The organism is Actinopolyspora mzabensis (assembly GCF_900101095.1).
Classification (GTDB): Bacteria; Actinomycetota; Actinomycetes; order Mycobacteriales; family Pseudonocardiaceae; genus Actinopolyspora; species Actinopolyspora mzabensis.
Map to the genome: position 1 here is coordinate 66,833 of NZ_FNFM01000012.1, position 21,798 is coordinate 88,630.

The following is a 21,798-nucleotide window of genomic DNA, read 5'->3' on the forward strand; positions in this document are numbered from 1 at the left end:
GAACCGGTGCCCACACACCGGCACACTGCCGCACAATGCCCGCGGATCCCGCTACCCGAGCGGACGGATAGGGCGGGCATGTCCGAGCGCGCCGGATGGAGTAGCCGTTCGGGGGGTGTCAACCACACCGGCGGGCATCCCCGAATCGGCGCCGAAGCGGGGATCGGCACGAAGCGCTCGGTGTGGTCGACTCGTAACCATCCGGCAAAAACGGAACGACAATTTTCCGATGGGAGGTGGAGCTGTTACTTCGCCGTGCCCAACAAGTTGTCGCGCACCGCGAGCGCGGCGGCCGTGGTTCTGTTCGGGCAGTGCAGCTTGGCCAGAATGTTGGCGACATGACGTTTGGCACCGTGATCGGATATCGATAATCGGCGGGCTATCTGCTTGTTGCTCAGCCCCTCGGTGAGCAGTTCCAGTACCTGCATTTCACGTGCGGTCAGTGGTGCCGTTTGGTTTTTGCCCGACTGGTCCTGGCCGTTCCGTGACAAGAGCTCACGGGCGAGGCTTGTGGGCAGCGGCATCTCGCCCCTGCGCAGCAATGTGAAAGCGTGTTCGAGATGATCAGCCGTGAGACCGTTCTCCGCGAGATAGCCGTCGACGTTGGGCCCCGATGGTGCGATCAGATTCGGATCCGACGAGGACAGCAGCACGAGAACGGCGATGCCCTGGTCCCGAGCTTCGGAGATGGTCGCACAGATGAGGTCGATATCGCGGTCCTGCGGTGGCGGCACGATCAGCACATCCGGCTCCGCAGCCGCCAACCTCGTGCGCAGCTCCCGTGGCTCGTGGCTGGTGTCGATCAGCCCGGTACAGGAGACGTTGCGCAACATCGTCGTAAGCCCGCACCGCACCATCTCATCGGGATGGAAGACCATGACGGTCAGACTGGCACCATCGTTGAGGGTGGCCGCGGCACTTGATGATCGCCCGTCGTACTGTTCGAACATCTCTTTCACAGCAGTTCCCCGTTCGTACCGCCGACGACCCGCCGGATCGGTGGGCGTCGCTTGGACTCTTGCTCAACCGTGAGTCGGTCCTGCCTGTCGTGCCGGCCGGCCACGTTGACAGGCTGCGTCTGGTGAGATCGATCTCAGCCGCCCGTTCGCTGGAGGGAATCGGGCTGATCGGTGGCGAGTGCGGGTATGGTTCGCGCACCAACCAACGCTTGAACGTGTTCACGGCCATCTCGTAGATCATGTGATCGTTTCACTGTCGAACGGAATGGTCGGTGACCACATTTTCTGTTGTGGATAGTTGGTCTCCGCCGCTTGGCTGACGGTCACGTGACGTTCGGCTGTCGCCTGCCGTACAGGTACTCGACCACTGCCACCGATGCCGCTGCCGCCCAAGCCTGCGGTGAGCACGCCGAAGGGTACGGCAATGGAGGTCCTCCGTCCTCGTTTCCGGTGCCTGAGAACAGTTCCGGCATCCGATAATTGAACCGACCGGCCGCTCGCACCAGGTTGTTGGCGAGTTCTCGCGCCTGCCCGTGGTGCCCTTCGGCCGCCAGTCCCAGCACCGCGATCGCCGTGTCGTGCGGCCACACGCTGCCGCAGTGGTATCCGAACGGGTTGTAAGCCTCGGTTCGAGCTGACAGCGTTCGAAGTCCATATCCGCTGCACATACCGGGGTCGGCTAGTTGCCGAGCCACCGCTTCAGACTCCCCGCGGTCCAGCATTCCGGTGCCCAGCAGGTGAGCCATGTTGGAGGCGGGGCCTGCAACCGGCTGCTTGTCCCCGTCCAGCGCGATGGCCGGGTAATGGCCGAACTCGTCGTCGATCCAGAACTCACGGCGGAAGCGCCGCCGCAGCTCGCCTGCCCACTCGCGCCAGGGTTGTCCGTGCGAGCCGAATCGGTCGAGCAACTCGGCCCCGGAAATCGCCGCCGCGTACGTGTACCCCTGTACTTCGCACAACGCCAACGGTTGGCACGCCAACGAACCGTCGGGCCATTTCACGCCGTCCGGTGAGTCCTTCCAGCCCTTGTTGACCAAACCGGCCCGCGCCCCCCGCGAGTACTCGCAGAAACCGTCACCGTCAGGGTCACCGAACTCGGCGATCCAGTCCAGCGCAGCACGCAACGCGGGAAGCAACTCTCGAATCTGCTCCTCGGGCAGCCCCGCGCGCCATGCCTCGTGCAACAAACACACCCAAAGCTGGGTCGCATCGATCGTGCCGTAGTACAACAACGGCAACCTCTGCGACGTGGGACCTGAGAGGTCCATCGGTGTGCGCCGCAGTTCGTGCGGTATCTTGCCCGGCTGCTCCTCGGTGCTCGGATCTTCCTCGCTACCTTGCCGTGCTGCCAGTGCCCGCAAGGTGTCACCCGCCAGCTCCAGGTTCGCCGGGAGGAGGAACCGCGCGGCCCATATGGCGTCCCGTCCGAAAAGAGTGAGAAACCACGGACTTCCCGCCGCCAGAAAAACGCGATCCCCGTCGGAGTCCGACAGCGTGAGCCCTTCCAGATCGTCGAGACTTCTGCGCAGCAGCATCGCCGAACGATCGTCGGCGTGCTCGATCCGCGGTCCGCGCAGTTGCATCGCCGGAGTGGGGTGATGTGGCGAGAAGGCATGGCAGGTGTCGGTTTCCTCGTGCTCGACTCCCAATCGCAACGACCACTGCCCGTGTTCGGTCAGCCGGACCGTCCACTGCCACTCGACTCGATCGTGGTTGACGGAGATCGCGGAAGCGGCACGATCAGGACGCAGGCGGATACGGCTGTCGTCAAAGGACCACTCGGCACCTCGCCCCGTCAGCCACGGTGACAGGTAGCCCCGACTTCGACCACTCTTGACCCGCGACATGCTCTCGAAGTCGCACGCAGTGAAAACGCTGAGCGTGATCGTGCGCGACGACGGCGACGAGTTGTACAGCGTCCATGTCTCGGTCAACGAATCCGAACCGGTATCGCGATCGTGGACGTAGTACAGCGTCGGGTCAGGGGCATCGTCGACGTCCTCGACCACCACACCGTAGAAGCTGATCTCCCCGGAACCACGCCGGGTACTGCCGAGGTGGTGCAGACAGCCGTCGGCGACGTCGTACTCGAGTCCGCGGAGGATACGTCGATCGTGGCGATAGGCACCTTGAGTCCCGGTCGGACGTATCTGACCATCGTTTTCACTTATGGTAACTACGGGTGCGCATACAGCGGTGGTCAACTCGTGCAGTTGTGGGGACCGCTTATCAGACACCTGCTCCCACCTGTTCCGCGTGCTCGATCCGGTGCGCTCTCAGCGGGTGTGGCGACCACTACGAGAGACAGTCGTGCGAGCTCACGCCGTCGTAATCGTACGCATGCCACCCCAACGGGCGCTGTTCAACATCCGGGTGACGAAGGACAACGCTGTTGTGACCTTCATGTGAACGTTCAAACCGCCAAGCATGTACTGTTGTGAGCTACTCGACGAGATCGGAGTCTCGCACGAGCCCTCGATCCGACGCCAGAGCGCCTTGAAAGGTATTCGCGATCCACATGCACCGCGAGACAACTTTGGAAGAGGTCGCCGAACGTGCCGGTGTGTCGCGGCAAACCGTGTCCAACGCCCTGAACGCTCCGCACAAGCTCCATGAACGAACACTCGGCCACGTACGTGAAGTGATAGCGGAACTGGGATATCGTCCCGATGCTCGGGCACGTGGCCTACGTACCAACACGAGTTCTCTGATCGGCTACTGCCTGCCGTCCGACGATGTGGCTGGTTCCGTCAACGCCGTCATGGACCAGTATCTGCACGCGCTGAGCGTGGCGATAGAACGAACCGGCAGGCACCTGCTGTTGTTCACCCGTGCTACGCACGGTTCTGAGCTGGAGGTCTACCGTGAACTGCTGGCCGCGCACTCTGTGGACGGGTTTTTGCTCAGTGACATTCGTACTCACGACCCGAGACCACAATGGTTGGCCGAGCGTGCGGTGCCGTTCGTATCGTTCGGCCGCACCGGAGACGAGCAGCAACGCGGGCCGTGGGTGGACGTGGACGGAGCCGCCGGGGCAGACCAAGCCGTTCGACACCTGGTGCACGGCGGCCACACACGCATCGGTTTCCTCGGATTGCCTGCGGGAAACCGCGTAGGCGACGATCGCGCGCGAGGCTGGTTGCGTGCCTGCGCGGCCGCAGGACTGGGCGACTGCGAGCGAATGCTCGTCCACTGCGCGGACGAGCACCACGACAACGGCGATTCCGCTCGGCGTGCCCTGGCACTGCCTGAGTCCCCCACCGCGCTGGTCGCGGCGAACGATGCCCTCGCGCTCGGCTCCTATGCGGCCTGCGCGGAACGCGGTCTCCGGATCGGAGAGGACATCGCGGTGATCGGTTTCGACGACAGCCCCACGGCCACCAAGGTCCACCCCGCGTTGACGAGCCTTCGTCAACCCGTCGAACACATAGCACAACGCCTCGTCGCACGACTGGACTCAGCTGAGCCGGGCGGTGAACTGTACGAACCGGAACTCGTGGTACGGGCCAGCAGTGCCCCCTGACCGTTGAGTTCCGCCTCGGGTGAGCGCTCCAACGTGGTAGCTACTACCAGGTGAAATATCCGGAATCTCTGGCGATCAAGCCGCTCCCACACCGAAGCGTACTCGCCGAAGAGCGGACACTTGGTTACCGAGCAATCCGAATTATCGGTGATCAGGAACGTGCACTCGCACAATCTCATCAACAACGATTCGACGGGCGTAGATCAACCGCGCGGCGAGGGGTGAGTCGGCGCTTCGCCGCACTGTGAGACACGTAGCGTAATTGACCTACCCCACTCGTCCCGCTGTCCTGCCGCGAATCCGATTCGGCAGCCGGCCCCGGAGCAAGCCTCGAACGGATCGGGCCGAATCCGGTAGTGGCCTTCACCGACAGCGCGCGCCCCGTAGCTCCCGACTCCGGCTTTCGGTTCGGAGAGCTTCCAGCGGCCACACCAGCACCACACCTGTACCATCGGACATCGTACTACTGCAGCCGGCTCAGAAACCGGCTCCGCACGGCCCAACACCTTTCCAACTCGACAAGTGATCGCAACTGTCTCGACCGTGAAGTTCTCCGGCCGACCGAGCAATTGGGGAGACGATGTCGATGCCGATATCGACCAGGCACGCGTTGCGTGACTTCACCGGTGCCGTGGTTTTCGGTGGTTGTGTAGCGGTCGTGGCCGTGGTGGGGGCACTGGCAGCGGGGGCGGCCGGACAGGAGTACGCGGCGCTGCGCGCACCGTCCTGGGCACCTCCCTCCTGGTTGTTCGGACCCGTCTGGACCGTCCTGTACGTGATGATCGCCCTGTCCGGCTGGCTCGTGTGGCGCCGCTCCGGTTCGGTGCGGCGAGCACGTATCCCGCTCGGGGTCTACGCGCTGCAGCTGCTGCTGAACCTGTCCTGGACCCCGTTGTTCTTCGGAGCGGGGCTCTACGGCACGGCATTCGCAGCCATCATCCTGTTGCTGGTCAGCATCGTGATCACGATCGTGCTGTTCGTTCGCGTTCATGTACCGGCTGCGCTGCTGCTCCTCCCCTACGCGGGCTGGACGTTGTTCGCCACCGCGTTGAACGGATCGATATGGCTGCTCAACGCGTGAACGGTCCGGTTCTCCCACTCGGCACGGCGGTCGCCGATCCGCTGGGTTCGACCCAGTGGAACCTGACCGTCGCCTCCCCTCTCGGCCAACGGTAGTGTCCGGCTCGTTGCGGTTCGGGAGTACGAGCACGACGCCGCACGTCGTCCGTGCGGTAACCAGGTAGCGGTCACCACGGTTCTCGCAGTGCCCTCTGCGGGGGAGGTTTGGCTCGACAGCGGGTTGCTCGACAACGGGAGGGAATCGGCCGAGATGGGTTTGCTCGTCGAGAGTCGGGCGTCGGAGTCGCGGTGGATCGAGCGAGTGTGGCGCAGCCGCAGTTTTGCTGCGGTCTCGATGATGATGTCGGTCGCGACCTCCCGACCGGAGCTGGTGATTTGGCAGCAGCACGGCCGGGTGAACGTGGCTGTTCGCGGGCCCGAGTCGAAAGCGAGCCGAGCCCCGGTGCCCGTGGACACGACGTTCTTCGGAATCGTCTTCGCGCTCGGCACGTCGATGTCGCATCTTCCCACCAGCAGACTGGTCGACAGCTCGGTGGAGATTCCCGACACGACGAGCGCTTCGTTCTGGCTCAAGGGCGGGTGGTGGTCGCTTCCCACCTACGACAATGCCGAGGCGTTCGTGGCGCGGCTGGTAAGCCAGGGTGTGCTGGCCGCGGATCCGCTCGTGGTGGGTGTGCTCGGTGGGAACTCGCCGAAGGTGTCCGAACGGACCCTCCAGCGGCGCTTCGTGGCTGCGACCGGGCTGACTCGCGGCGGCGTCCGGCAGATCGACCGTGCCCGGCAGGCGGCGGCACTGCTCCAGGAGGGTAGCTCGGCCCACGACGTGATCGATCGGCTCGGCTATTTCGATCAACCGCACCTGACCCGCTCGTTGAAGCGATATGTCGGGCGGAGCGCGACGCGGTTGCGTCCCGCGGCGGAACCGGACGAACCGCTGTCGCTGTTGTACAAGACGGAAACGTGGGCAAGCGCATAGCCTCTCGAGCGCGACACAGGGCTCAAGCACGAGGAATCGGGGAAGAGTATGCGCAGGATAGTCTCGAGTTTGTTCGTCTCGCTCGACGGCGTCGTCGAATCGCCGGACCAATGGCAGCACGACTTCGACGAGGAGATGGGCGCGTCGCTGGCCACCACCCTGGAGACCACTGACACGGTGCTGCTGGGGAGGGTGACCTGGACCGAGTGGGCCGGGTACTGGCCGTCCTACGACGAGGGGGACGAGGACTCCGAGTTCGCCCGGTGGATCAACGGTTCGCCCAAGTACGTCGCTTCAACCACCTTGGACAGTGTCGCGGAGTGGCCGAACAGTTTTCTGCTCGAAGCCGATCTGGCGAGCGCCGTCAAGGAACTCAAAGCCGCTCCCGGGAAGGGGATCACCGTGGCGGGCAGCCCCGGTCTTGTCGTGTCCCTGTTGGATCGGGGTCTGCTCGACGAGCTGCAGCTGCTGATTCATCCGGTGATCGCCGGTGGCGGCCGCAGGAAGTTGTTCGCCGACAACAGTCCGTTGCAGAATCTCGAGCTGGTGGATTCCAGTTCGACCAGCAGCGGCACGATCATCGCCACCTATCGACCGAAGTGATGAGCTCCCGCTACGAATGCTCGGGAACGTCGACGGCTTCTCACCTCCGGGGAGCCGGAAGTAGCCCGTTCACACCGCGGTCTGACCGCGATCGCTCCGTTCGCGTCGCAGGTTGGCACAGACCGTCGATCGCAGTCCCGGTGGGCGCACGTCGAGTGGAGCGCGGGCTCACGGGATGGGCGCTCCTTCACATGGATTCAAAGATGTGAACCGGATGGCGTGACTTCGGACCACTGCCTGGTACGCGAAACGTGCTCGTGCTACTACCTGTTGACGTGCTCTCCCCGGGACGGGACTTCCGGAACAGCGATGCGCATGGGAGTGACGTGGAGTCGCACGTTTTCAACCGAAGGAACCCGTTGCGCTCCTCGGCCGCGCTCGGCGCGACAGGTGCCGGACAGAGCGTGGGCTCGCCCGACCCGGCAGCGTCCGAGACGGCCCCTGGCGACCGAGCAGCCCACCCGGAGTACGTCATCGAGGTCTTTCGCACTTTGCACAGCCAGGTAGGCGGCTACGGTTTCGCGCCGGCGGGCACACGCACCGAACCGCCTCGAAAGCCGACCAGGTTGCGCGACCTCGTCGAAGGTGGTTCGCTCGCTTACCAGATCACCGTCGGAGACCGCCTGCCAGTCGTGTTCCTCAGCGGCACGGCCGATTTCGCCGAACGGGAGGTAGCAGGCGCCCACCCGGATGTGCTGGTCCTGGGAGCAAGCGGTCACGCGACCGTGCACGACTACTATCGGCGTGTGCTCACCACCCTGGACTGGCCCGAGGTCGTCATCCCCACTCACCACGACGACCTGAGCACGCCACTGACCTCACCGGACATTCACGACACGGTCGATCGCGAGCAAACTCGTGCGCTGCAGGACCTGATTGGTAAGCATGGCATCGCTCTCGACCCCCGCCATCTCGAACCGATCCACCTGTGAGCTACGAGTTCCGTACCGCCGGGAAGTCTCAGCCTGCCACGGCCGTGGCGAGGGCCTCCGAAGCGCGTTGCGGCCGAGCGCTTGCTCGTCACTCCCCTGGTGTCCTCAACCCCGGAAGCCCCTCGGAACCCCCACTGGTGCGATAAACACCAGCGTTGTTGCGGAAGCGCTGTCCGCGCCGAGGCGCGAGGAGTGGTCACCGCCGACCACGAGTGGAGACCACCTGTTCCGACGAGGCCCGGGAGTTCGCTTCCCCACCCGGCGGATATCCGGAATTCGGACCCGGTCAGCACGAGCCGGTGCGCACGTTCCCGCCACGTTCGTAACTCGCCACGAGGACGCCGCTGCTCGTCGGTGAGGACGTGGCCAGCCGCAGGCCGGTCGGGACCGTGCCGTCGGCGAACAGTCGTTTCCCGCTGCCGAGCAGCAGCGGGAAAGTCATCAACCGCAGTTCGTCGACCAGGTCGTGTTCCAACAACGTCTGGACGAGGCCGTGACTGCCGTGCACCTGCAGTTCACCACCGTCGTGGTTCTTCAGTTGCTCGACGGCGCCCACGACGTCGGGCCCCAGCAGGGACGCCCCCTTCCAGTCGACCTGCCGCAGCGTCCGCGACGCGACGTGCTTGGGACGTGTGTTCAGCGCCCGGGCGATGGCGTCCTCCTCGTCGCCCACATAGGGCCAGTAGGCGGCGAAGATCTCGTAGGTTCCGCGTCCGAACAGGAAGTCCTCGGCCCCGGCGAACCACTCCTCGATCCGCCTGCCCAGGTCATCGTCGAAGTAGGGAACTACCCACCCGCCGTGGTCGAACCCCCCTTCCCGGTCCTCTTCCGGACCACCGGGGGCCTGCATCACTCCGTCGAGACTAACGAATGTGGTTACCACCAGTTCGCGCATGAGCAGTCCTGGCTCTCGGGATCGGGAACCAACCGGGCAGGCCGCGACGAGCCCGGTTCGATCAGTCGACGACTTTCACCGGTCACCCCCGATTCTGCCGCCCACCGGCGTTACCCCGCACACCGAGGAGGTCGCCGCGGGCCTCGGATAAGAGCACACTCGACCGCAGCAGTGGCGCGCCCCGAGGAGCCGTTCGATGAGCACCGGATTCGAAGAAGTACCCCCCGTGGCGGTGCGGCGACCCAGCTCAGAAGTCGTCGAACTGACGGTCGGCGACGCCACGAAACGCAATGCGCTCGACCGGGCGGGCTGGGACCTGCTACGGCACGCCGTCGAGCGGATCGGCACCGACGAAACCGTGCGTGTGGTGGTGATTCGCGGCCGCGAGGGCACCTTCTGCGCCGGATCGGACATGACCGAATGGGTCGATGCCGACATGGACTCGGTGGAGGATTCCTTCTCCCGGATGGAAGCGGCCTTCCAAGCCGTCGAGCGATGCCCTGTACCGGTGATCGCCGAGATCACCGGCGTCGCGGCCGGAGCCGGATGTCAACTCGCTCTCGCCTGCGATCTGCGGTACATGAGCACCTCCGCCCGCATCGGCATGCCCATCATCCGACTCGGCATCAACACCAGCCCGGCGTTCGCGAAACGGCTGGTCGTGCTCGTGGGTCCGGCACGGGCGCGACGGCTGCTGTACACGGGAGAACTGCTCGCCGGCGTGGCCGCCGTGCACGAGGGGCTGGTCGAGCGCGCGGTCCCCGAGGCGGAGTTGACCGAACGCACCGGGGAACTGCTCACCACGATCGTCGAGAAACCACCGGCTGCCATCCGGGCGGCGAAGACAGCCGTCGCCACGGCACTGGAGCACCCACCGTCCAACGACACCCCGGCCGTGGATCCCGAGACGTTTCCGGCGAGCATCAAGGGATTCCTCGGGGTCTGATCCCGCTCGGGCTCCGTTGCCGAATCCGGGCCCGTGTGCTGTCGCGGACCTGCTCCTCGGGGACGCCGGGTGCGAGCGAGACCAGCTCCAGGCCGTCCGGGGTCACGTCGAGCACCGCCAGATCGGTGATGATCCGGTTGACCACTCCCGAACCCGTCAGCGGCAGCGTGCACTCCTCGACGAGCTTCGGGCTTCCGTCCTTGGCCACGTGATCGGTGAGCACGACGATCCGCCGGGCACCGACGACGAGGTCCATGGCGCCACCCATGCCCTTGACCATGGCGCCCGGGATCGTCCAGTTCGCCAGATCACCGTTCTCACCGACCTGCAGGGCTCCCAGGACGGCGATGTCGATGTGCCCGCCGCGCATCATTCCGAACGAGAACGCCGAGTCGAAGTAGCTCGCGCCGGGAGTGACCGTCACGGTCTGCTTGCCCGCGTTGATGAGATCGGCGTCCTCGGCCCCCTCCCCCGGGAACGGCCCGAGGCCGAGAATGCCGTTCTCGCTCTGCAGCGTCACCCGCACGTCCTCGGGGATGTGGTTGGCGACCAGCGTCGGGATACCGATCCCGAGATTGACGTAGTCGCCGTCGCCGATCTCGGCGGCGGCGAGTTCCGCCATCCTGTCGCGGCTCCAGGCCATGGCTACCTCCTGCTCGAAGTTTTCCGGTCGGGTTGTCGGGATGTTCGCTCGGCGGAGCCCCTGCCGGCTCCCGCTCCGGGCGGCCCGACGTCGGGTAGGTGGTTCGAAGGGGCATGTTCAGCCCCGCGAGCGCTTTGCGGGCCCGGTCAGCGCATCGGAGTCCGCACGGTGCGCTTCTCGATGTCCTTGACGCGCGGTTCGGCGCGAACCAGGCGGTCGACGTAAATCCCGGGGGTAACCACCAGCTCCGGGTCCAGGTACCGCTCGCCGGGGTTCTCGACCTCGACCACGGTGACTCTTCCGCAGGTCGCCACAACCGGATTGAAATTCCGTGCGCTGGCCCGATAGGTGAGATTGCCCGCGGGATCGGCGGTGTGGGCGTGCACCAGCGCGAGGTCGGCGACGATTCCCCGCTCCTGGACGTAGGTCCGCCCGTCGAACTCGGCCGAGGGCTTTCCCTCCGCCACCGGGGTTCCCACTCCCGCCCGGGTGTAGAACGCGGCGATCCCGGCACCGCCCGCTCGCAGCCGTTCGGCCAGCGTCCCCTGTGGCGCGAACTCCACGGCCAGCGTCCCGTCCAGGTACTGCTGGGCGAACAGCTTGTTCTCACCCACGTAGGAGGCGATCACCCTGTCCACCTGGCGGTCCTCCAGCAGCAGGCCGAGCCCCTTTCCGTCGATCCCCATGTTGTTGGACACCACCGTCAGACCGGTGACCCCGCTGTCACGGACGGCCTCGATCAGGTCGTTCGGAACGCCGCACAACCCGAAGCCACCGACCGCGATCGTCATTTCGTCCGTGAGCGACCCGGCCAGTGCCTGTCGCGTATCGGTACACAGCTCGGACAAGTCGTCACCTCGCGATCTCGGTTCCACTGAGCGGACAGGCGGCAGTAAAAGGGTCACCCGCTTTCCGCCGCAACAATTCACGACGAACGAGACCCGAATCGCTCACCGATCGACCATCGCACCGACAGTGCGTCCACTCCGCGAACGCTAGGATGGCGGCCGTGACCGACGTCCCGAACGCCCACCTGGTCCCCCGGATCGGCTCCGTGCTGCGCGCGTTGTCCGCCACCAACGAGGTGGGCGCGGCCACCAGCGACCTCGCCAGGGCGACCGAGCTGCCGCGACCGACGGTGCACCGACTGCTCAGCTCGCTGGCCGAGGAGGGATTCGTCGATCGCGACCGCCGAACCGGGCGGTGGTTCCTGGGGCCCGAGCTCTACCTGCTGGGCCAGACCGCGGGCACTCGCTACGACGTGACGCACCACGCCCGTGCCTGCGTGCACCGACTGGCGGCCCGAACCGGCGAGAGCGCGTTCTTCTCGGCGCTGCGGGGTGAGGAAACGGTGTGCCTTCTCCGGGAGAACGGCGACTTCCCGATCCGCTCGTTCGTACTGCACGAGGGAGCCCGGTTCCCGCTGGGAGTCGTCTCGGCGGGGCTGGTCCTGCTGGCTTTCCTGGACGAAGCAGAGATCGACAACTACCTCGGTCGTACCGATCTGACCGCCCGGTGGGGCCGGTCGCACTCCGTCGAGGCGGTCCGGGAGCGCATCGCCCGCACGCGTCGCGACGGCTACGCCGTCAACCCCGGACTGGTGGTCGAGGGAAGCTGGGGAATGGCCGCGGCCGTCTTCGACCGGTCCGGCCGCCCCGCTTGGGCGCTGACCCTGACCGGTATCGAGACCCGATTCCGTCCGGAACGCCGCCCCGAGCTCGGGGCCCTGCTGCTGCACGAGGCCCACAACCTCGGCCGCACGCTCGACGTCCCGGAGGACCGGACAGCGCGCTGACCCGGAAACGCGGCTCGCGACATCGGCGGAGGGCGTGCACACCGGCTTGTATACTGAGCTGTATCCCAACCGAGGAGAGCGATGTCGTTCGGTAAGACCCAGGCTGTCTACCTGCGCCTGCGAGAGCTGATCGAAAAGATGGAACTACCGCCCGGGGCGCAGCTGAGCGAGACGAGCCTGGCGGAGCGCCTCGCGGCCTCCCGCACGCCAGTACGGGAGGCGATCCGACAGCTCTCGCACGAAGGGCTGATCAGCTTCACCCCGGGCTCGGGCGCGCGCGTCGCACCGATCTCGCTGCACGGTGTGCGGACGTTGTTCGAGTTCCGCATGATCCTGGAGCCCGCGGCCGTGCGGATGGTCGCCGAGGACGGCCGGACCCGCCCCGAGCTGCTCACCGAGTTCAGCGAAATAGCCGTCGAGCTCGACGCCCTGGCCGAACGGATCGAAACGACACCGCACGCCGAGCTGGCACCGCCCTTCCACCGGCTGACCGAGCGGTTCGACCTGGCCATCACCGCCGCCTGCCACAACCAGCAGCTCGCACGGACGATCGATCACCAGCGTGGCCAGTCCGCACGGCTGCTCGAAGTCGCGCACTCGGCGACCCAGCGGCTGCCCGGATCCGCGCGCGAACACCGGCGGATGTGCCGTGCGGTGCTCGACGGCGACGCCGAGGAGGCCGCGGCCACACTCACCGCGCACCTCTCCCGCACACGGGAGGCGATCATCGAGCAGCTCACCACCGGGATCGACGCGGGCACCTTCGACGTCGAGATCGGCCCGACCGCGTGAGCACGACGAGAACGAAGGGCGTCTCGCTCCCGAAGGGCCTATCGCCGCAACTGGCGCTGCTGCTCGTGTGCGTCGTCTGCACCCAGACCACCCTCAACCTGGCCCGGCCGCTGATCTCGTACCGCACCATCTCCCTCGGTGGCGGCGAGGTCGCGGTCGGACTCATCACGGCTGCCTACGCGATGCTGTCGCTCGTGGTGGCGTTACCGCTGGGCCGCTACACCGACCGACACGGCGGAACCGTGCCGGTGCTGCTCACCGGAACCTGCCTGCTCGTCGCGGCCCCGCTGTGGTTGGCGAGTTCGACGTCGCTGCCGGGGGTGACCGTCGGGTCGGCCGTGCTCGGCCTGGGGCACATCGTGTTCATGATGGGTGGTCAGCGCTTCATCACCACGGTCTCCGCCGATGACGCGCTGGACCGCAACTTCGGCCTGTTCACCGCCGCCGTGTCGGTCGGCCAGATGCTCGGCCCGCTGGGCTCGGGTCTGCTGCTGGGGCAGGCCTCCGGGGATGCGTTGACCGGGGCGACGAGCGAGGCGTTCCTCGTCGGGGCGCTCACGGCCGCCGTCGGTGTGCTGCCCGCGCTGCTGCTGCGTCGCGGCACTTCCGGCACTCCCCCAGCCCCTGATTCCGGCGAGCAGCGGGGCACGCTCAGCCTGCTGCGCAGGCCGGGGATGGCCACCGGATTGTTCACCAGCCTCGCGCTGCTCGGCGCGGTCGACCTGCTCACCGCCTATCTACCGCTGATCGCCGAGAACCGCGGCATCGCTCCCGCCCTGGCCGGTACGCTGCTGGCGGTGCGATCGGCGGCCTCGATCCTGTCGCGACTGGGGTTGGGGTATCTGGCGGCGCGGTGGCAGCGACGCACTCTGATCGTCACCAGCTGCCTCGGCGCCGGGACGTGCCTGACACTGGTCACCGCACCCGGGTTGGGAGTGGTGGCGATGGCCGCCGCGCTCGGAGTCGGCGGATTCCTGCTGGGAATCGGTCAACCGCTGACCATGACCGCGGTGGTGCGCACGGCGGGTGCGGCCAACCGTGGTTCCGGGCTGGCGCTGCGGCTGTGGACCAACCGCGCGGGGCAGGTGGCGCTGCCCGCCTGCGCCAGCGCGGTGTCCGGTTCACTGGGGGCGGCGAGCGCCCTGCTGTTCGCCGCGGTGTTGCTGCTCGCCACCGGCGGACTGGCCCGGTTCGGGGGCGGCGAGCTCCCCGCAGCGGATTGAGCCACGGCTGGCGAACCGAAGAGCGAGCAGACCGGCTCCGGATCAGTGAACGATGGCTACCGGGCACTCCGCGTAGTTGACCACCGCGTGGCTGACCGAACCCAGCAGAGCAGCGCGGACGATTCCTCGGCCGTGAGTTCCGACGATGAGCAGGTCGGCGTGCCCCGCGGCCTCGAGCAGCGGATCGGAGACCCTCCTGGCCGTCGTGACCTCCTGGCGGACCACGACATCGGGATACTGCTCGCCCCAACCCGCCATCGCCTCGGCGAGCTCCCGTCGACCGGTCTCGATCGGATTGGGTTCTGCTTGTTCTCGTTCCCCTCTCCGACCGGTTTCGGGATGCACCAGCAGAGCGGTCAGCTCGGCTTGGTGCCGCGCGGCGAAGTCGTGCGCGAAGGCGATCGCCCGCAGGCTGTGTGTGGAACCGTCGACCCCGACGACCACGCGTTCGAGTACAGGTACCCCTTCTCCCTGATTATTCTCGGTCTCACCTCGGACGGTGATGACGGGAACGTGTGCCCGGCGTACAAGCTCGGCGGCGGTCGAGCCGAGCAGAACCCGCTGCGCCCTGCTCGGCTCCGGGGGCCCCAGCACGAGAACGCTCGCCCGCAGCGAAGCGTCCAGCAGTACGTTCGCAGGATGGCCTACGAGGGTTTCGGTCCGCACCCGTAGATCGGGCAACTGTTCTCGACATTGCTCGGCCATCCGCGTGATCTCCTCGTCCGCCACACTGTGGGGGGAGTCGAAAACGATCGGTTCGGTGGGCAAGTGGATCCGTGTCAGTTCCTCCAGCGGCATGGTGAAGGCTTGGACAAGCAGTAGCGGTCGTGAGCGGGTTACCGCTTCCGACGCCGCCCACCAGACGGCCCTGCGGGACTCGGCGGAGCCGTCGTAGCCGGCGACGACCGTTTCCGTTTCGAGCACGCTCATACCAGTCGACCTTCGCGACGATGTACTGGGTCGGCTCGTAGTGTCCGGCTACCCCGGAGCGAGCGCAGTGCGGAACGGAGCGTCACCGATCTCGTCAGTCCCACCGGATGGGGTGTATACCGGTCGTAGCCGTCATGTCCACGCCTCGACCGCGAGGACATCTCGCATCGAGATCACTCCGATGACCATGCTGTCCTGCACGACGGGCAGGTGCCGAACTCCCGCGTCGAGCATTCGCCGCGCGACGGTCATGGTGTTCTCGTCCCGTTTGGCGGTCTCGACATGTTCGGTGGCGAACATCTCGGCCGTCGCCGTCGACGTATCCGTACCGTGGGCGACCGCTCGTGCGATGTCTCGTTCCGAGATGATTCCGACGATCATGTTCCCGTCGAGCACGGCAAGTACACCGGTACTGTTCTCCAGCAGTTCACGCGCGACGTCTACGAGCGGATCGTCCGTCTCGCAAGTCAGAGCTCCCGGCCGGAAAGCCTCCGCCACCTGCATCGAGCACCCCTCCAATATTCGGCGAGTACCTGCCCGGAAAGATTTCCGAACAGGTATACCTCGCTTGGACGTAGCGGCGTTTCGCTCATGCTCGTCATCTCGGACGGTTCGCACGTGCACCGGCACCACCCGAAGATCCGACGAGCGCGCCTCGTCGGGAGCAGTTCACGATCCATGGGCGAGCGAGCCGTCGAATCGCGGTCCGGCTTCGCCTCTCCGGGAATGCGAAGCAGCCTACACACTCCAGGTGCCGGTGGCATGCGGTTTCCGGTCACTCCGCTTTGCCCACGACGCCGCGTATCGGCCGCGACGACTTCCCGCCGGAAACGATTTCGCCGCGATCTTGGCTGCCGAACTCATCAGGCGCTGACCTGCAGCTGCTTGCGGATTTCCTCGATCATCCGGCCGTAGGGGAGTTCGTACACCGCGTGCACGTCCCAGCTCACGAGATCCATGTAGGGCTGCAGCAGATCGGTCACTTCGTGCGGCGAGTCCGACTCGATCAGCAGGAAACCCGCTCCGCCGCCGACGAGGTTGTACCAACCGCGGATCTTGTCGGCCTTGTTGTTGCCGAGATCGTGTTGTTCCAGGACTCGACGACGCACATCATCGGCTCGAGTGTTCTCGTGCCACCGGAAGCGGCAGTACCACAACATAGTCCCCCCGTCAGAATGAAGCGGTGCCGAATACGGGCCCGTGTGAACCACGCTAGAACGTCGTCCGGTTCATCGCAGTTCGCGACCGGGTGTGGCGGCCGGATATCACCGCAGTCTCACGGGAGCACCCCACGCGGAAGGCGGCGGATCACTACGCGTTCGCGGTTTCCTCTCGCTCCGCGACTCGCTCGTCACGAACGTTCTCGGAACTGAGCTGTTGCGGCACCTGCTCGCCGGAGGCGATCGGCACCTGACGAGGTTTGCTCTCCTCCGCGACCGGGACGGTCAACGTCAGTACGCCACCCTCGTAGTTCGCCGTCAACTTACCCAGGTCGAGGTTCTCACCCAGGAACAGCTGCCGGGAGAACGTCCCCTGCGGGCGTTCGTCGACGAGGAGCTCGTCGCTTTCTCGACGCGCGGTGCCGCGCTTGGCGCTGATACTCAGTACATTGCGTTCGACAGTCAGCTCCACGTCCGCGGGATCGACTCCTGGAAGGTCGAGGTGAATCATGAACTGGTCGCCGTGCCGGTAGGCCTCCAGCGGCATCGCCCTGGGTGACCGACTTGCCGCGGCCAGTTGTTCGGCCAGTCGGTCCATGTCCCGAAATGGATCGAACCGCATCAGAGTCATCGTCGAACCCCCTGTTCGAAAACACTCATCCCTTTTCAAAACCGTCGTCGGCGGTCCACGACCGATGTCCGGTTCCCGCTGCCGCGCAGCAGCTGCACCAAGTCTCGGCCCGTCCACCTCGCACGTACAGTGCCTAACGTCCCTTGCTCGCCCTGAGCGCGAGAAGCTCCTCGCCCGAGCCGGGTGCTTACGGGCCCCGCTGCGCTGCACACAGCGCGAGAACGCCGCCGGCGGGTACTAGTTGCCAGCGGTTCCGTGTGGTTTCTCGCGGTCGACGCCGTCGTCGGCTGCACAGCCACCCGAGGAGACCAGTGGCGATCTCGGCAGACATCGGAGCGAGCGCAGCCCGTGTGTAGTGTTCACCGACCTACCGAACGCTCAACGTGCTCACCACAGGGTGAAAGAAAACGACGAGTCTTATCGTCGGTCAGGACAAGCATCGAGTGGGCGTCCCGGCCGGACCGGGCGTTGTTCGTCATCGCGCAGCCACGAGTTCCAGCGAGGAGTCCGCGGTGAGGGATTGTTCGACCGCAGGAGTGCCTCGGGTAACGGACTCCACGAGGACCTCATCGGCCGCGGCAGGTCGGCTCCGACCAATGCACCCGGTCGCTGTCGGCCGGCCACGCGATGCGCTTCCCACAGGAGCGCCTTCGGTCGTGCAGCTGAGATAACACGCGCCCCGTTCCTTCAGTTCGTCGAAACTCGAGGAGGGCCAGGTATGCGATCGACCACCACGGGGAAGCCGCCGATCGAGGAAGTCCTCGCCGGCGAGGAAAGCCGCCGTATCGACGCCTACTGGCGGGCGGCGAACTATCTCTCGGTCGGCCAGATCTATCTGCTCGACAACCCGCTGCTGCGCGAGCCGCTGCGGCCGGAGCACGTCAAACCCCGGTTGCTGGGGCACTGGGGGACAACCCCGGGGCTGAACTTCTGCTACGCGCACCTGAACCGAATGATCAACCAGCACGACCTGAACATGATGTACGTGATCGGCCCAGGGCACGGCGGACCGGCATTGCTGGCCAACACGTGGCTGGAGGGCAGCTACACCGAGGTGTACCCGAACGTCCCCCGTGACGAAGCCGGTATGCACGAGCTGTTCCGGCAGTTCTCCTTTCCGGGAGGGGTACCCAGTCACGTCGCCCCCGAGGTTCCCGGCTCGATCCACGAGGGCGGAGAGCTCGGCTACTCCTTGGCTCATGCTTACGGCGCGGCCTTCGACAACCCCGATTTGATCGTGGCCTGCGTGATCGGTGACGGCGAGGCCGAAACCGGCCCGCTTGCGAGCAGTTGGCACGCCAACGCCTTCCTCTCCCCCAAACAGGACGGGGCCGTGCTGCCGATTCTGCACCTCAACGGCTACAAGATCGCGAATCCGGCCGTGCTCGCCCGGCTGCCCCGGGAGCAGCTGGACTCGCTGTTGCGAGGACACGGCTACACCCCGTACTTCGTGGAAGGAGACGATCCCGCACCGCTGCATCAGCGGATGGCGGCCGCACTGGAGAACGCGCTGGCCGATCTCCGCACCGTCCAACACCGCGCCCGCACCGGCTCCGAGCATTTCGAGCCACTCCGGTGGCCGATGATCGTACTGCGCACCCCCAAGGGCTGGACCGGTCCAGCACATGTGGACAGACTCCCCGTGGAAGGCACGTGGCGCGCGCACCAAGTACCACTGTCGGCCGTGCGGGAGAATCCGGAACACCTGCGGATCCTGGAGAGCTGGATGCGAGGCTACCGCCCGGAGGAGCTCTTCGACGAGCGCGGTCGTCCCGCCCAGGACATCACCGCTCTGGCCCCTTCCGGAACCCGGCGTATGGGATCGAACCCGCACGCCAACGGTGGAACGCTGCTCAAAAATCTGGCCCTGCCGGATTTCCGGGACTACGCGACCGAAGTAACCGGACACGGCTCGGACCTCTCGGAACCGACCCGCGCACTGGGACGCATGCTCGGCGATGTCATCCGACTCAACGGGCACGAACGCAACTTCCGGCTGTTCGGGCCCGATGAGACGGCCTCGAATCGATTGGACGCCGTCTACGAGGCGACCGACAAGCAATGGGGAGCCGAAACTTTTTCGACAGATGAGCATCTGGCCCGGGAAGGACGAGTCCTCGAGGTGCTGTCCGAACACCTCTGCCAGGGGTGGTTGGAAGGCTATCTGCTTACCGGTCGGCACGGGGTGTTCAACTGCTACGAAGCGTTCATCCACATCGTGGACTCGATGTTCAACCAGCACGCCAAATGGCTCAAGGTCAGCCACGCCCTGCCGTGGCGGCGACCGATCGCGTCGTTGAACTATCTTTTGACCTCGCACGTGTGGCGACAGGACCACAACGGGTTCTCCCACCAAGATCCCGGGTTCATAGATCACGTGGTCAACAAGAAGGCCGAGATCATCCGGGTATATCTGCCACCGGACACCAACACCCTGTTGTCGGTGGCCGATCATTGCCTACGCAGCCGCGACTACGTCAACGTCATCGTCGCCGGGAAGAACGCGAGCCCCGACTGGCTGGGCATGGACGAAGCGGTCCCGCACTGCACACGTGGTGCGGGAATCTGGGAGTGGGCGGGTACGGAGGGGCCGAGCGAGGAACCCGACGTGGTGCTGGCATGCGCGGGTGACGCCCCCACCCTCGAAGTGGTCGCCGCGGCGGCACTGCTGCGTGAGCACCTGCCGAACCTGCGGGTACGGGTGGTCAACGTGGTCGACCTGATGCGACTGCAACCGGTCACCCAACATCCGCACGGCATGCCCGATGCCGAGTACGACGCCCTGTTCACCACCGACCGTCCGATAATCTTCGCCTACCACGGCTATCCGTGGCTGATCCATCGACTGATATACCGACGCACATCACATGACCGCACCCACGTGCGTGGCTACCAGGAGGAAGGAACCACCACCACACCCTTCGACATGCTCGTGCTCAACGACATGGACCGCTTCCGCCTGGTCATCGACGTCGTCGACCACGTGCCCGGGCTGGGCGCGAGGGCCGCCCGGCTGCGCCAGCTCATGCGGGACAAGCGCATTCAGCACCGAGCCTGGATTCGCTCCCACGGCGAGGACCTCCCCGAAGTGCGCGACTGGCGATGGCCCTACTGACACGTCGTGGCCGAGCGCGCGGTCACTTCGAGTCCACACGAGCGGCTGCCGCCATCGAACCAGGACGAGAGCACGGCGGCTCACCGGTGGACGGTCTACCCGCGCTCACTCGTCACACGGCTGGCAGGGTGCTCTCCCGGTAGTCACACGCACCACGCGAAACGTGAGAAGATCTCGTCGGGGCGCGTTCGGACCGACATTTCGGCAACAGATTCGGTACCGGAGGTCGAGCTGCCCGAGAGGCTTTCTGACAGCCGCGGCTGTCATACCTTCTCGTGAAACGTTGCGCTCGGAGGGGGCATACCTGCTTCTCCCGTGGCCCCTCGGTTTCGGAGCGCTCGGTAAACCGACTCGAATCGGTCGGGTCGCCCGGAACTGTGGCCGGGGCGGGAGTCGGGCCGGCTGTTCGCTACCGATTTCCGAGAACGGTTCGGGAAGCTTGTGCGATCTCGAGGTCTTCACGGGCGTTGATCATGAAAGTGCGTACCGGGGCCTCGCGAGCGCTGATATCGGCGTCGGCAGCGGCTGTCCGGTTGTGCTCAGCGTCGAGTTCGACCCCCAGGTATCCCAGCCCCCGCACAGCGCCTGAGCGCACTTCTGGGGAGTGCTCTCCCACGCCCCCGGTGAACACCAGCGCATCCAATCCACCGGCCGCCGCTGTCATCGCGGCCAACTCACGTCGCAACCGATGCAAATAGACCTCGAAGGCCAGAGTCGCCGCCGGGTCGGCCGCGGCGACACCTCGCAGGACCTCGCGCATGTCCCCACTGCCAGCGGTCATGCCGGCCAATCCCGAACGTTGTTCCAGCACGTGTGACAGCTCAGCAGCGGTCGCCCCGGTGCGGCACTGCAACCAGAGCACGAGTCCCGGATCGACGCTACCGCTGCGAGCTGCCATCACCAGCCCCTCCAGGGGAGTGAAGCCCATGGTGGTGTCGACCGACCTTCCCCGGACGGTGGCGGCGAGGGACGCGCCCGCACCGAGGTGGCAGGTGATGACCCGCACCTCGGAGACCGGGCACCTGAGCAAGGTGGCCGCCCGCCGTGAGGCGTAGGCGTGCGACAGCCCGTGAAAGCCGTACCGTCGCAGGTTCCACTTCTCGTTCCACTCACGTGGCAGTGCGTACAGTGCTGCCGCCTCGGGCAACGTGGCGTGAAAAGCGGTGTCGAAACACGCAACGGCCGGTACGTGCGGCAGGACAGCCGAGAAGGCGTCGATGCCCGACACTCCGCGAGGCTGATGCAGCGGGGCCAGTTCGGCCAACTCCGAGATTCGGTTCCGAACATCCGTGTCGATAAGTACCGGCTCTCGAAAATTCGCGCCGCCGTGCACGATCCGGTGCCCCACGGCGTCGATTCGAGGAGCCCCCGCCACGAATTCCCGCAACGACCCGATCTCCTGTTCTCCGGACCACTCGTCGAGGTCCAACGAGGCGGCCAGCTCGTCCCGGGGATCGAGCAGCCGCAGCTTCAAGCTGGACGATCCGGCATTGACCACCAGGACGTACATGTGGCACCCCAGGGAAGCCGATTGCGATCACGGACGTGTCAGTCGTTCCCAGCCTCATCCCGCTTCCGCCCCTGGAGCAAGCGCG

20 protein-coding genes are annotated in these 21,798 nt (G+C 66.0%); 10 read left to right on the forward strand and 10 right to left on the reverse strand.

What is annotated here, in order from left to right; genetic code table 11:
• Positions 1 to 245 precede the first annotated feature (245 nt).
• Positions 246 to 950: a helix-turn-helix transcriptional regulator gene (locus tag BLR41_RS19365; protein ID WP_092631175.1), complete on the reverse strand. Its 705-nt coding sequence runs from the start codon at positions 948 to 950 to the stop codon at positions 246 to 248.
• A 332-nt stretch (positions 951 to 1,282) separates the two neighbouring features.
• A complete protein-coding gene (locus BLR41_RS19370; RefSeq protein WP_092631178.1) occupies positions 1,283 to 3,196 on the reverse strand; it encodes a glycogen debranching N-terminal domain-containing protein in 1,914 nt (637 codons plus the stop codon).
• 281 nt (positions 3,197 to 3,477) lie between these two features.
• On the opposite strand from BLR41_RS19370, the gene BLR41_RS19375 reads away from it, so the two are divergent.
• From BLR41_RS19375 to BLR41_RS19395, 5 genes are all read left to right on the forward strand, one after another.
• Positions 3,478 to 4,482, forward strand: coding sequence for a LacI family DNA-binding transcriptional regulator (locus BLR41_RS19375; RefSeq protein WP_092631181.1), 1,005 nt, complete (start codon positions 3,478 to 3,480; stop codon positions 4,480 to 4,482).
• 586 nt (positions 4,483 to 5,068) lie between these two features.
• Positions 5,069 to 5,563, forward strand: coding sequence for a TspO/MBR family protein (locus BLR41_RS19380; protein ID WP_092631532.1), 495 nt, complete (start codon positions 5,069 to 5,071; stop codon positions 5,561 to 5,563).
• Positions 5,564 to 5,812: 249 nt separating this feature from the next.
• Positions 5,813 to 6,538 (forward strand): helix-turn-helix domain-containing protein, encoded by a 726-nt coding sequence (locus BLR41_RS19385; protein ID WP_092631535.1) that lies wholly within the window; start codon positions 5,813 to 5,815, stop codon positions 6,536 to 6,538.
• Between the two features lie 48 nt (positions 6,539 to 6,586).
• The gene (locus tag BLR41_RS19390) at positions 6,587 to 7,141 is read left to right on the forward strand and encodes a dihydrofolate reductase family protein (protein WP_092631184.1); all 555 of its coding nucleotides are present in this window, start codon (positions 6,587 to 6,589) and stop codon (positions 7,139 to 7,141) included.
• Positions 7,142 to 7,545: 404 nt separating this feature from the next.
• Positions 7,546 to 8,073 (forward strand): hypothetical protein, encoded by a 528-nt coding sequence (locus BLR41_RS19395; protein ID WP_143013139.1) that lies wholly within the window; start codon positions 7,546 to 7,548, stop codon positions 8,071 to 8,073.
• Positions 8,074 to 8,359: 286 nt separating this feature from the next.
• Here BLR41_RS19395 and BLR41_RS19400 read toward each other — a convergent pair whose 3' ends face one another.
• Positions 8,360 to 8,968, reverse strand: coding sequence for a dihydrofolate reductase family protein (locus BLR41_RS19400; RefSeq protein ID WP_092631190.1), 609 nt, complete (start codon positions 8,966 to 8,968; stop codon positions 8,360 to 8,362).
• 196 nt (positions 8,969 to 9,164) lie between these two features.
• Here BLR41_RS19400 and BLR41_RS19405 point away from each other — a divergent pair, with 196 nt between their 5' ends.
• Positions 9,165 to 9,914 carry an enoyl-CoA hydratase/isomerase family protein gene (locus tag BLR41_RS19405; RefSeq protein WP_092631193.1) on the forward strand — a complete coding sequence of 250 codons (750 nt, stop codon included), beginning with the start codon at positions 9,165 to 9,167 and terminating at the stop codon, positions 9,912 to 9,914.
• On the opposite strand, the gene BLR41_RS19410 is transcribed toward BLR41_RS19405, so the two are convergent.
• Positions 9,892 to 10,557, reverse strand: coding sequence for a 3-oxoacid CoA-transferase subunit B (locus BLR41_RS19410; protein ID WP_092631196.1), 666 nt, complete (start codon positions 10,555 to 10,557; stop codon positions 9,892 to 9,894). The two genes, BLR41_RS19405 and BLR41_RS19410, sit on opposite strands and share 23 nt — an antisense overlap.
• A gap of 146 nt (positions 10,558 to 10,703) precedes the next feature.
• Positions 10,704 to 11,405 carry a CoA transferase subunit A gene (locus BLR41_RS19415; RefSeq protein WP_092631538.1) on the reverse strand — a complete coding sequence of 234 codons (702 nt, stop codon included), beginning with the start codon at positions 11,403 to 11,405 and terminating at the stop codon, positions 10,704 to 10,706.
• A 161-nt stretch (positions 11,406 to 11,566) separates the two neighbouring features.
• On the opposite strand from BLR41_RS19415, the gene BLR41_RS19420 reads away from it, so the two are divergent.
• The 3 genes from BLR41_RS19420 (at position 11,567) to BLR41_RS19430 (ending at position 14,367) form a co-directional block, all read left to right on the forward strand.
• The gene (locus BLR41_RS19420) at positions 11,567 to 12,352 is read left to right on the forward strand and encodes an IclR family transcriptional regulator (RefSeq protein ID WP_218120258.1); all 786 of its coding nucleotides are present in this window, start codon (positions 11,567 to 11,569) and stop codon (positions 12,350 to 12,352) included.
• An 81-nt stretch (positions 12,353 to 12,433) separates the two neighbouring features.
• Complete coding sequence (locus BLR41_RS19425) at positions 12,434 to 13,144, forward strand: GntR family transcriptional regulator (RefSeq protein ID WP_092631202.1); 711 nt, start codon at positions 12,434 to 12,436, stop codon at positions 13,142 to 13,144.
• On the forward strand, positions 13,141 to 14,367 hold the full coding sequence (locus tag BLR41_RS19430) for an MFS transporter (RefSeq protein WP_218120259.1): 1,227 nt from the start codon (positions 13,141 to 13,143) through the stop codon (positions 14,365 to 14,367). Before BLR41_RS19425 ends, BLR41_RS19430 begins: the two co-directional genes overlap by 4 nt.
• A 42-nt stretch (positions 14,368 to 14,409) precedes the next feature.
• Here BLR41_RS19430 and BLR41_RS19435 read toward each other — a convergent pair whose 3' ends face one another.
• The 4 genes from BLR41_RS19435 to BLR41_RS19450 all read right to left on the reverse strand — a co-directional run bounded on the left by BLR41_RS19435 (position 14,410) and on the right by BLR41_RS19450 (position 17,079).
• Entirely contained in the window at positions 14,410 to 15,297 is an 888-nt protein-coding gene (locus BLR41_RS19435) for a universal stress protein (RefSeq protein WP_176798068.1), read from the reverse strand.
• 132 nt (positions 15,298 to 15,429) lie between these two features.
• Positions 15,430 to 15,801, reverse strand: coding sequence for a CBS domain-containing protein (locus tag BLR41_RS19440; protein ID WP_218120260.1), 372 nt, complete (start codon positions 15,799 to 15,801; stop codon positions 15,430 to 15,432).
• A 359-nt stretch (positions 15,802 to 16,160) separates the two neighbouring features.
• Complete coding sequence (locus BLR41_RS19445) at positions 16,161 to 16,457, reverse strand: DUF3303 domain-containing protein (RefSeq protein ID WP_092631205.1); 297 nt, start codon at positions 16,455 to 16,457, stop codon at positions 16,161 to 16,163.
• A gap of 151 nt (positions 16,458 to 16,608) precedes the next feature.
• Positions 16,609 to 17,079, reverse strand: a complete 471-nt coding sequence (locus tag BLR41_RS19450) for an Hsp20/alpha crystallin family protein (RefSeq protein WP_245694557.1) — start codon at positions 17,077 to 17,079, stop codon at positions 16,609 to 16,611.
• Between the two features lie 727 nt (positions 17,080 to 17,806).
• Here BLR41_RS19450 and BLR41_RS19455 point away from each other — a divergent pair.
• Complete coding sequence (locus BLR41_RS19455; protein WP_092631211.1) at positions 17,807 to 20,203, forward strand: phosphoketolase family protein; 2,397 nt, start codon at positions 17,807 to 17,809, stop codon at positions 20,201 to 20,203.
• 409 nt (positions 20,204 to 20,612) lie between these two features.
• On the opposite strand, the gene BLR41_RS19460 is transcribed toward BLR41_RS19455, so the two are convergent.
• A complete protein-coding gene (locus BLR41_RS19460; protein ID WP_092631214.1) occupies positions 20,613 to 21,713 on the reverse strand; it encodes an acetate/propionate family kinase in 1,101 nt (366 codons plus the stop codon).
• Between the last annotated feature and the right edge of the window lie 85 nt (positions 21,714 to 21,798).

Coding starts and splice junctions, on each gene's coding strand:
- BLR41_RS19365 (WP_092631175.1), bottom strand. CDS start 950: ATGTTCGAACAGTACGACGGGCGATCATCAAGTGCCGCGGCCACCCTC.
- BLR41_RS19455 (WP_092631211.1), top strand. CDS start 17,807: ATGCGATCGACCACCACGGGGAAGCCGCCGATCGAGGAAGTCCTCGCC.
- BLR41_RS19400 (WP_092631190.1), bottom strand. CDS start 8,968: ATGCGCGAACTGGTGGTAACCACATTCGTTAGTCTCGACGGAGTGATG.
- BLR41_RS19425 (WP_092631202.1), top strand. CDS start 12,434: ATGTCGTTCGGTAAGACCCAGGCTGTCTACCTGCGCCTGCGAGAGCTG.
- BLR41_RS19390 (WP_092631184.1), top strand. CDS start 6,587: ATGCGCAGGATAGTCTCGAGTTTGTTCGTCTCGCTCGACGGCGTCGTC.
- BLR41_RS19445 (WP_092631205.1), bottom strand. CDS start 16,457: ATGTTGTGGTACTGCCGCTTCCGGTGGCACGAGAACACTCGAGCCGAT.
- BLR41_RS19385 (WP_092631535.1), top strand. CDS start 5,813: ATGGGTTTGCTCGTCGAGAGTCGGGCGTCGGAGTCGCGGTGGATCGAG.
- BLR41_RS19410 (WP_092631196.1), bottom strand. CDS start 10,557: ATGGCCTGGAGCCGCGACAGGATGGCGGAACTCGCCGCCGCCGAGATC.
- BLR41_RS19375 (WP_092631181.1), top strand. CDS start 3,478: ATGCACCGCGAGACAACTTTGGAAGAGGTCGCCGAACGTGCCGGTGTG.
- BLR41_RS19435 (WP_176798068.1), bottom strand. CDS start 15,297: ATGAGCGTGCTCGAAACGGAAACGGTCGTCGCCGGCTACGACGGCTCC.
- BLR41_RS19440 (WP_218120260.1), bottom strand. CDS start 15,801: ATGCAGGTGGCGGAGGCTTTCCGGCCGGGAGCTCTGACTTGCGAGACG.
- BLR41_RS19405 (WP_092631193.1), top strand. CDS start 9,165: ATGAGCACCGGATTCGAAGAAGTACCCCCCGTGGCGGTGCGGCGACCC.
- BLR41_RS19380 (WP_092631532.1), top strand. CDS start 5,069: ATGCCGATATCGACCAGGCACGCGTTGCGTGACTTCACCGGTGCCGTG.
- BLR41_RS19450 (WP_245694557.1), bottom strand. CDS start 17,079: ATGCGGTTCGATCCATTTCGGGACATGGACCGACTGGCCGAACAACTG.
- BLR41_RS19460 (WP_092631214.1), bottom strand. CDS start 21,713: ATGTACGTCCTGGTGGTCAATGCCGGATCGTCCAGCTTGAAGCTGCGG.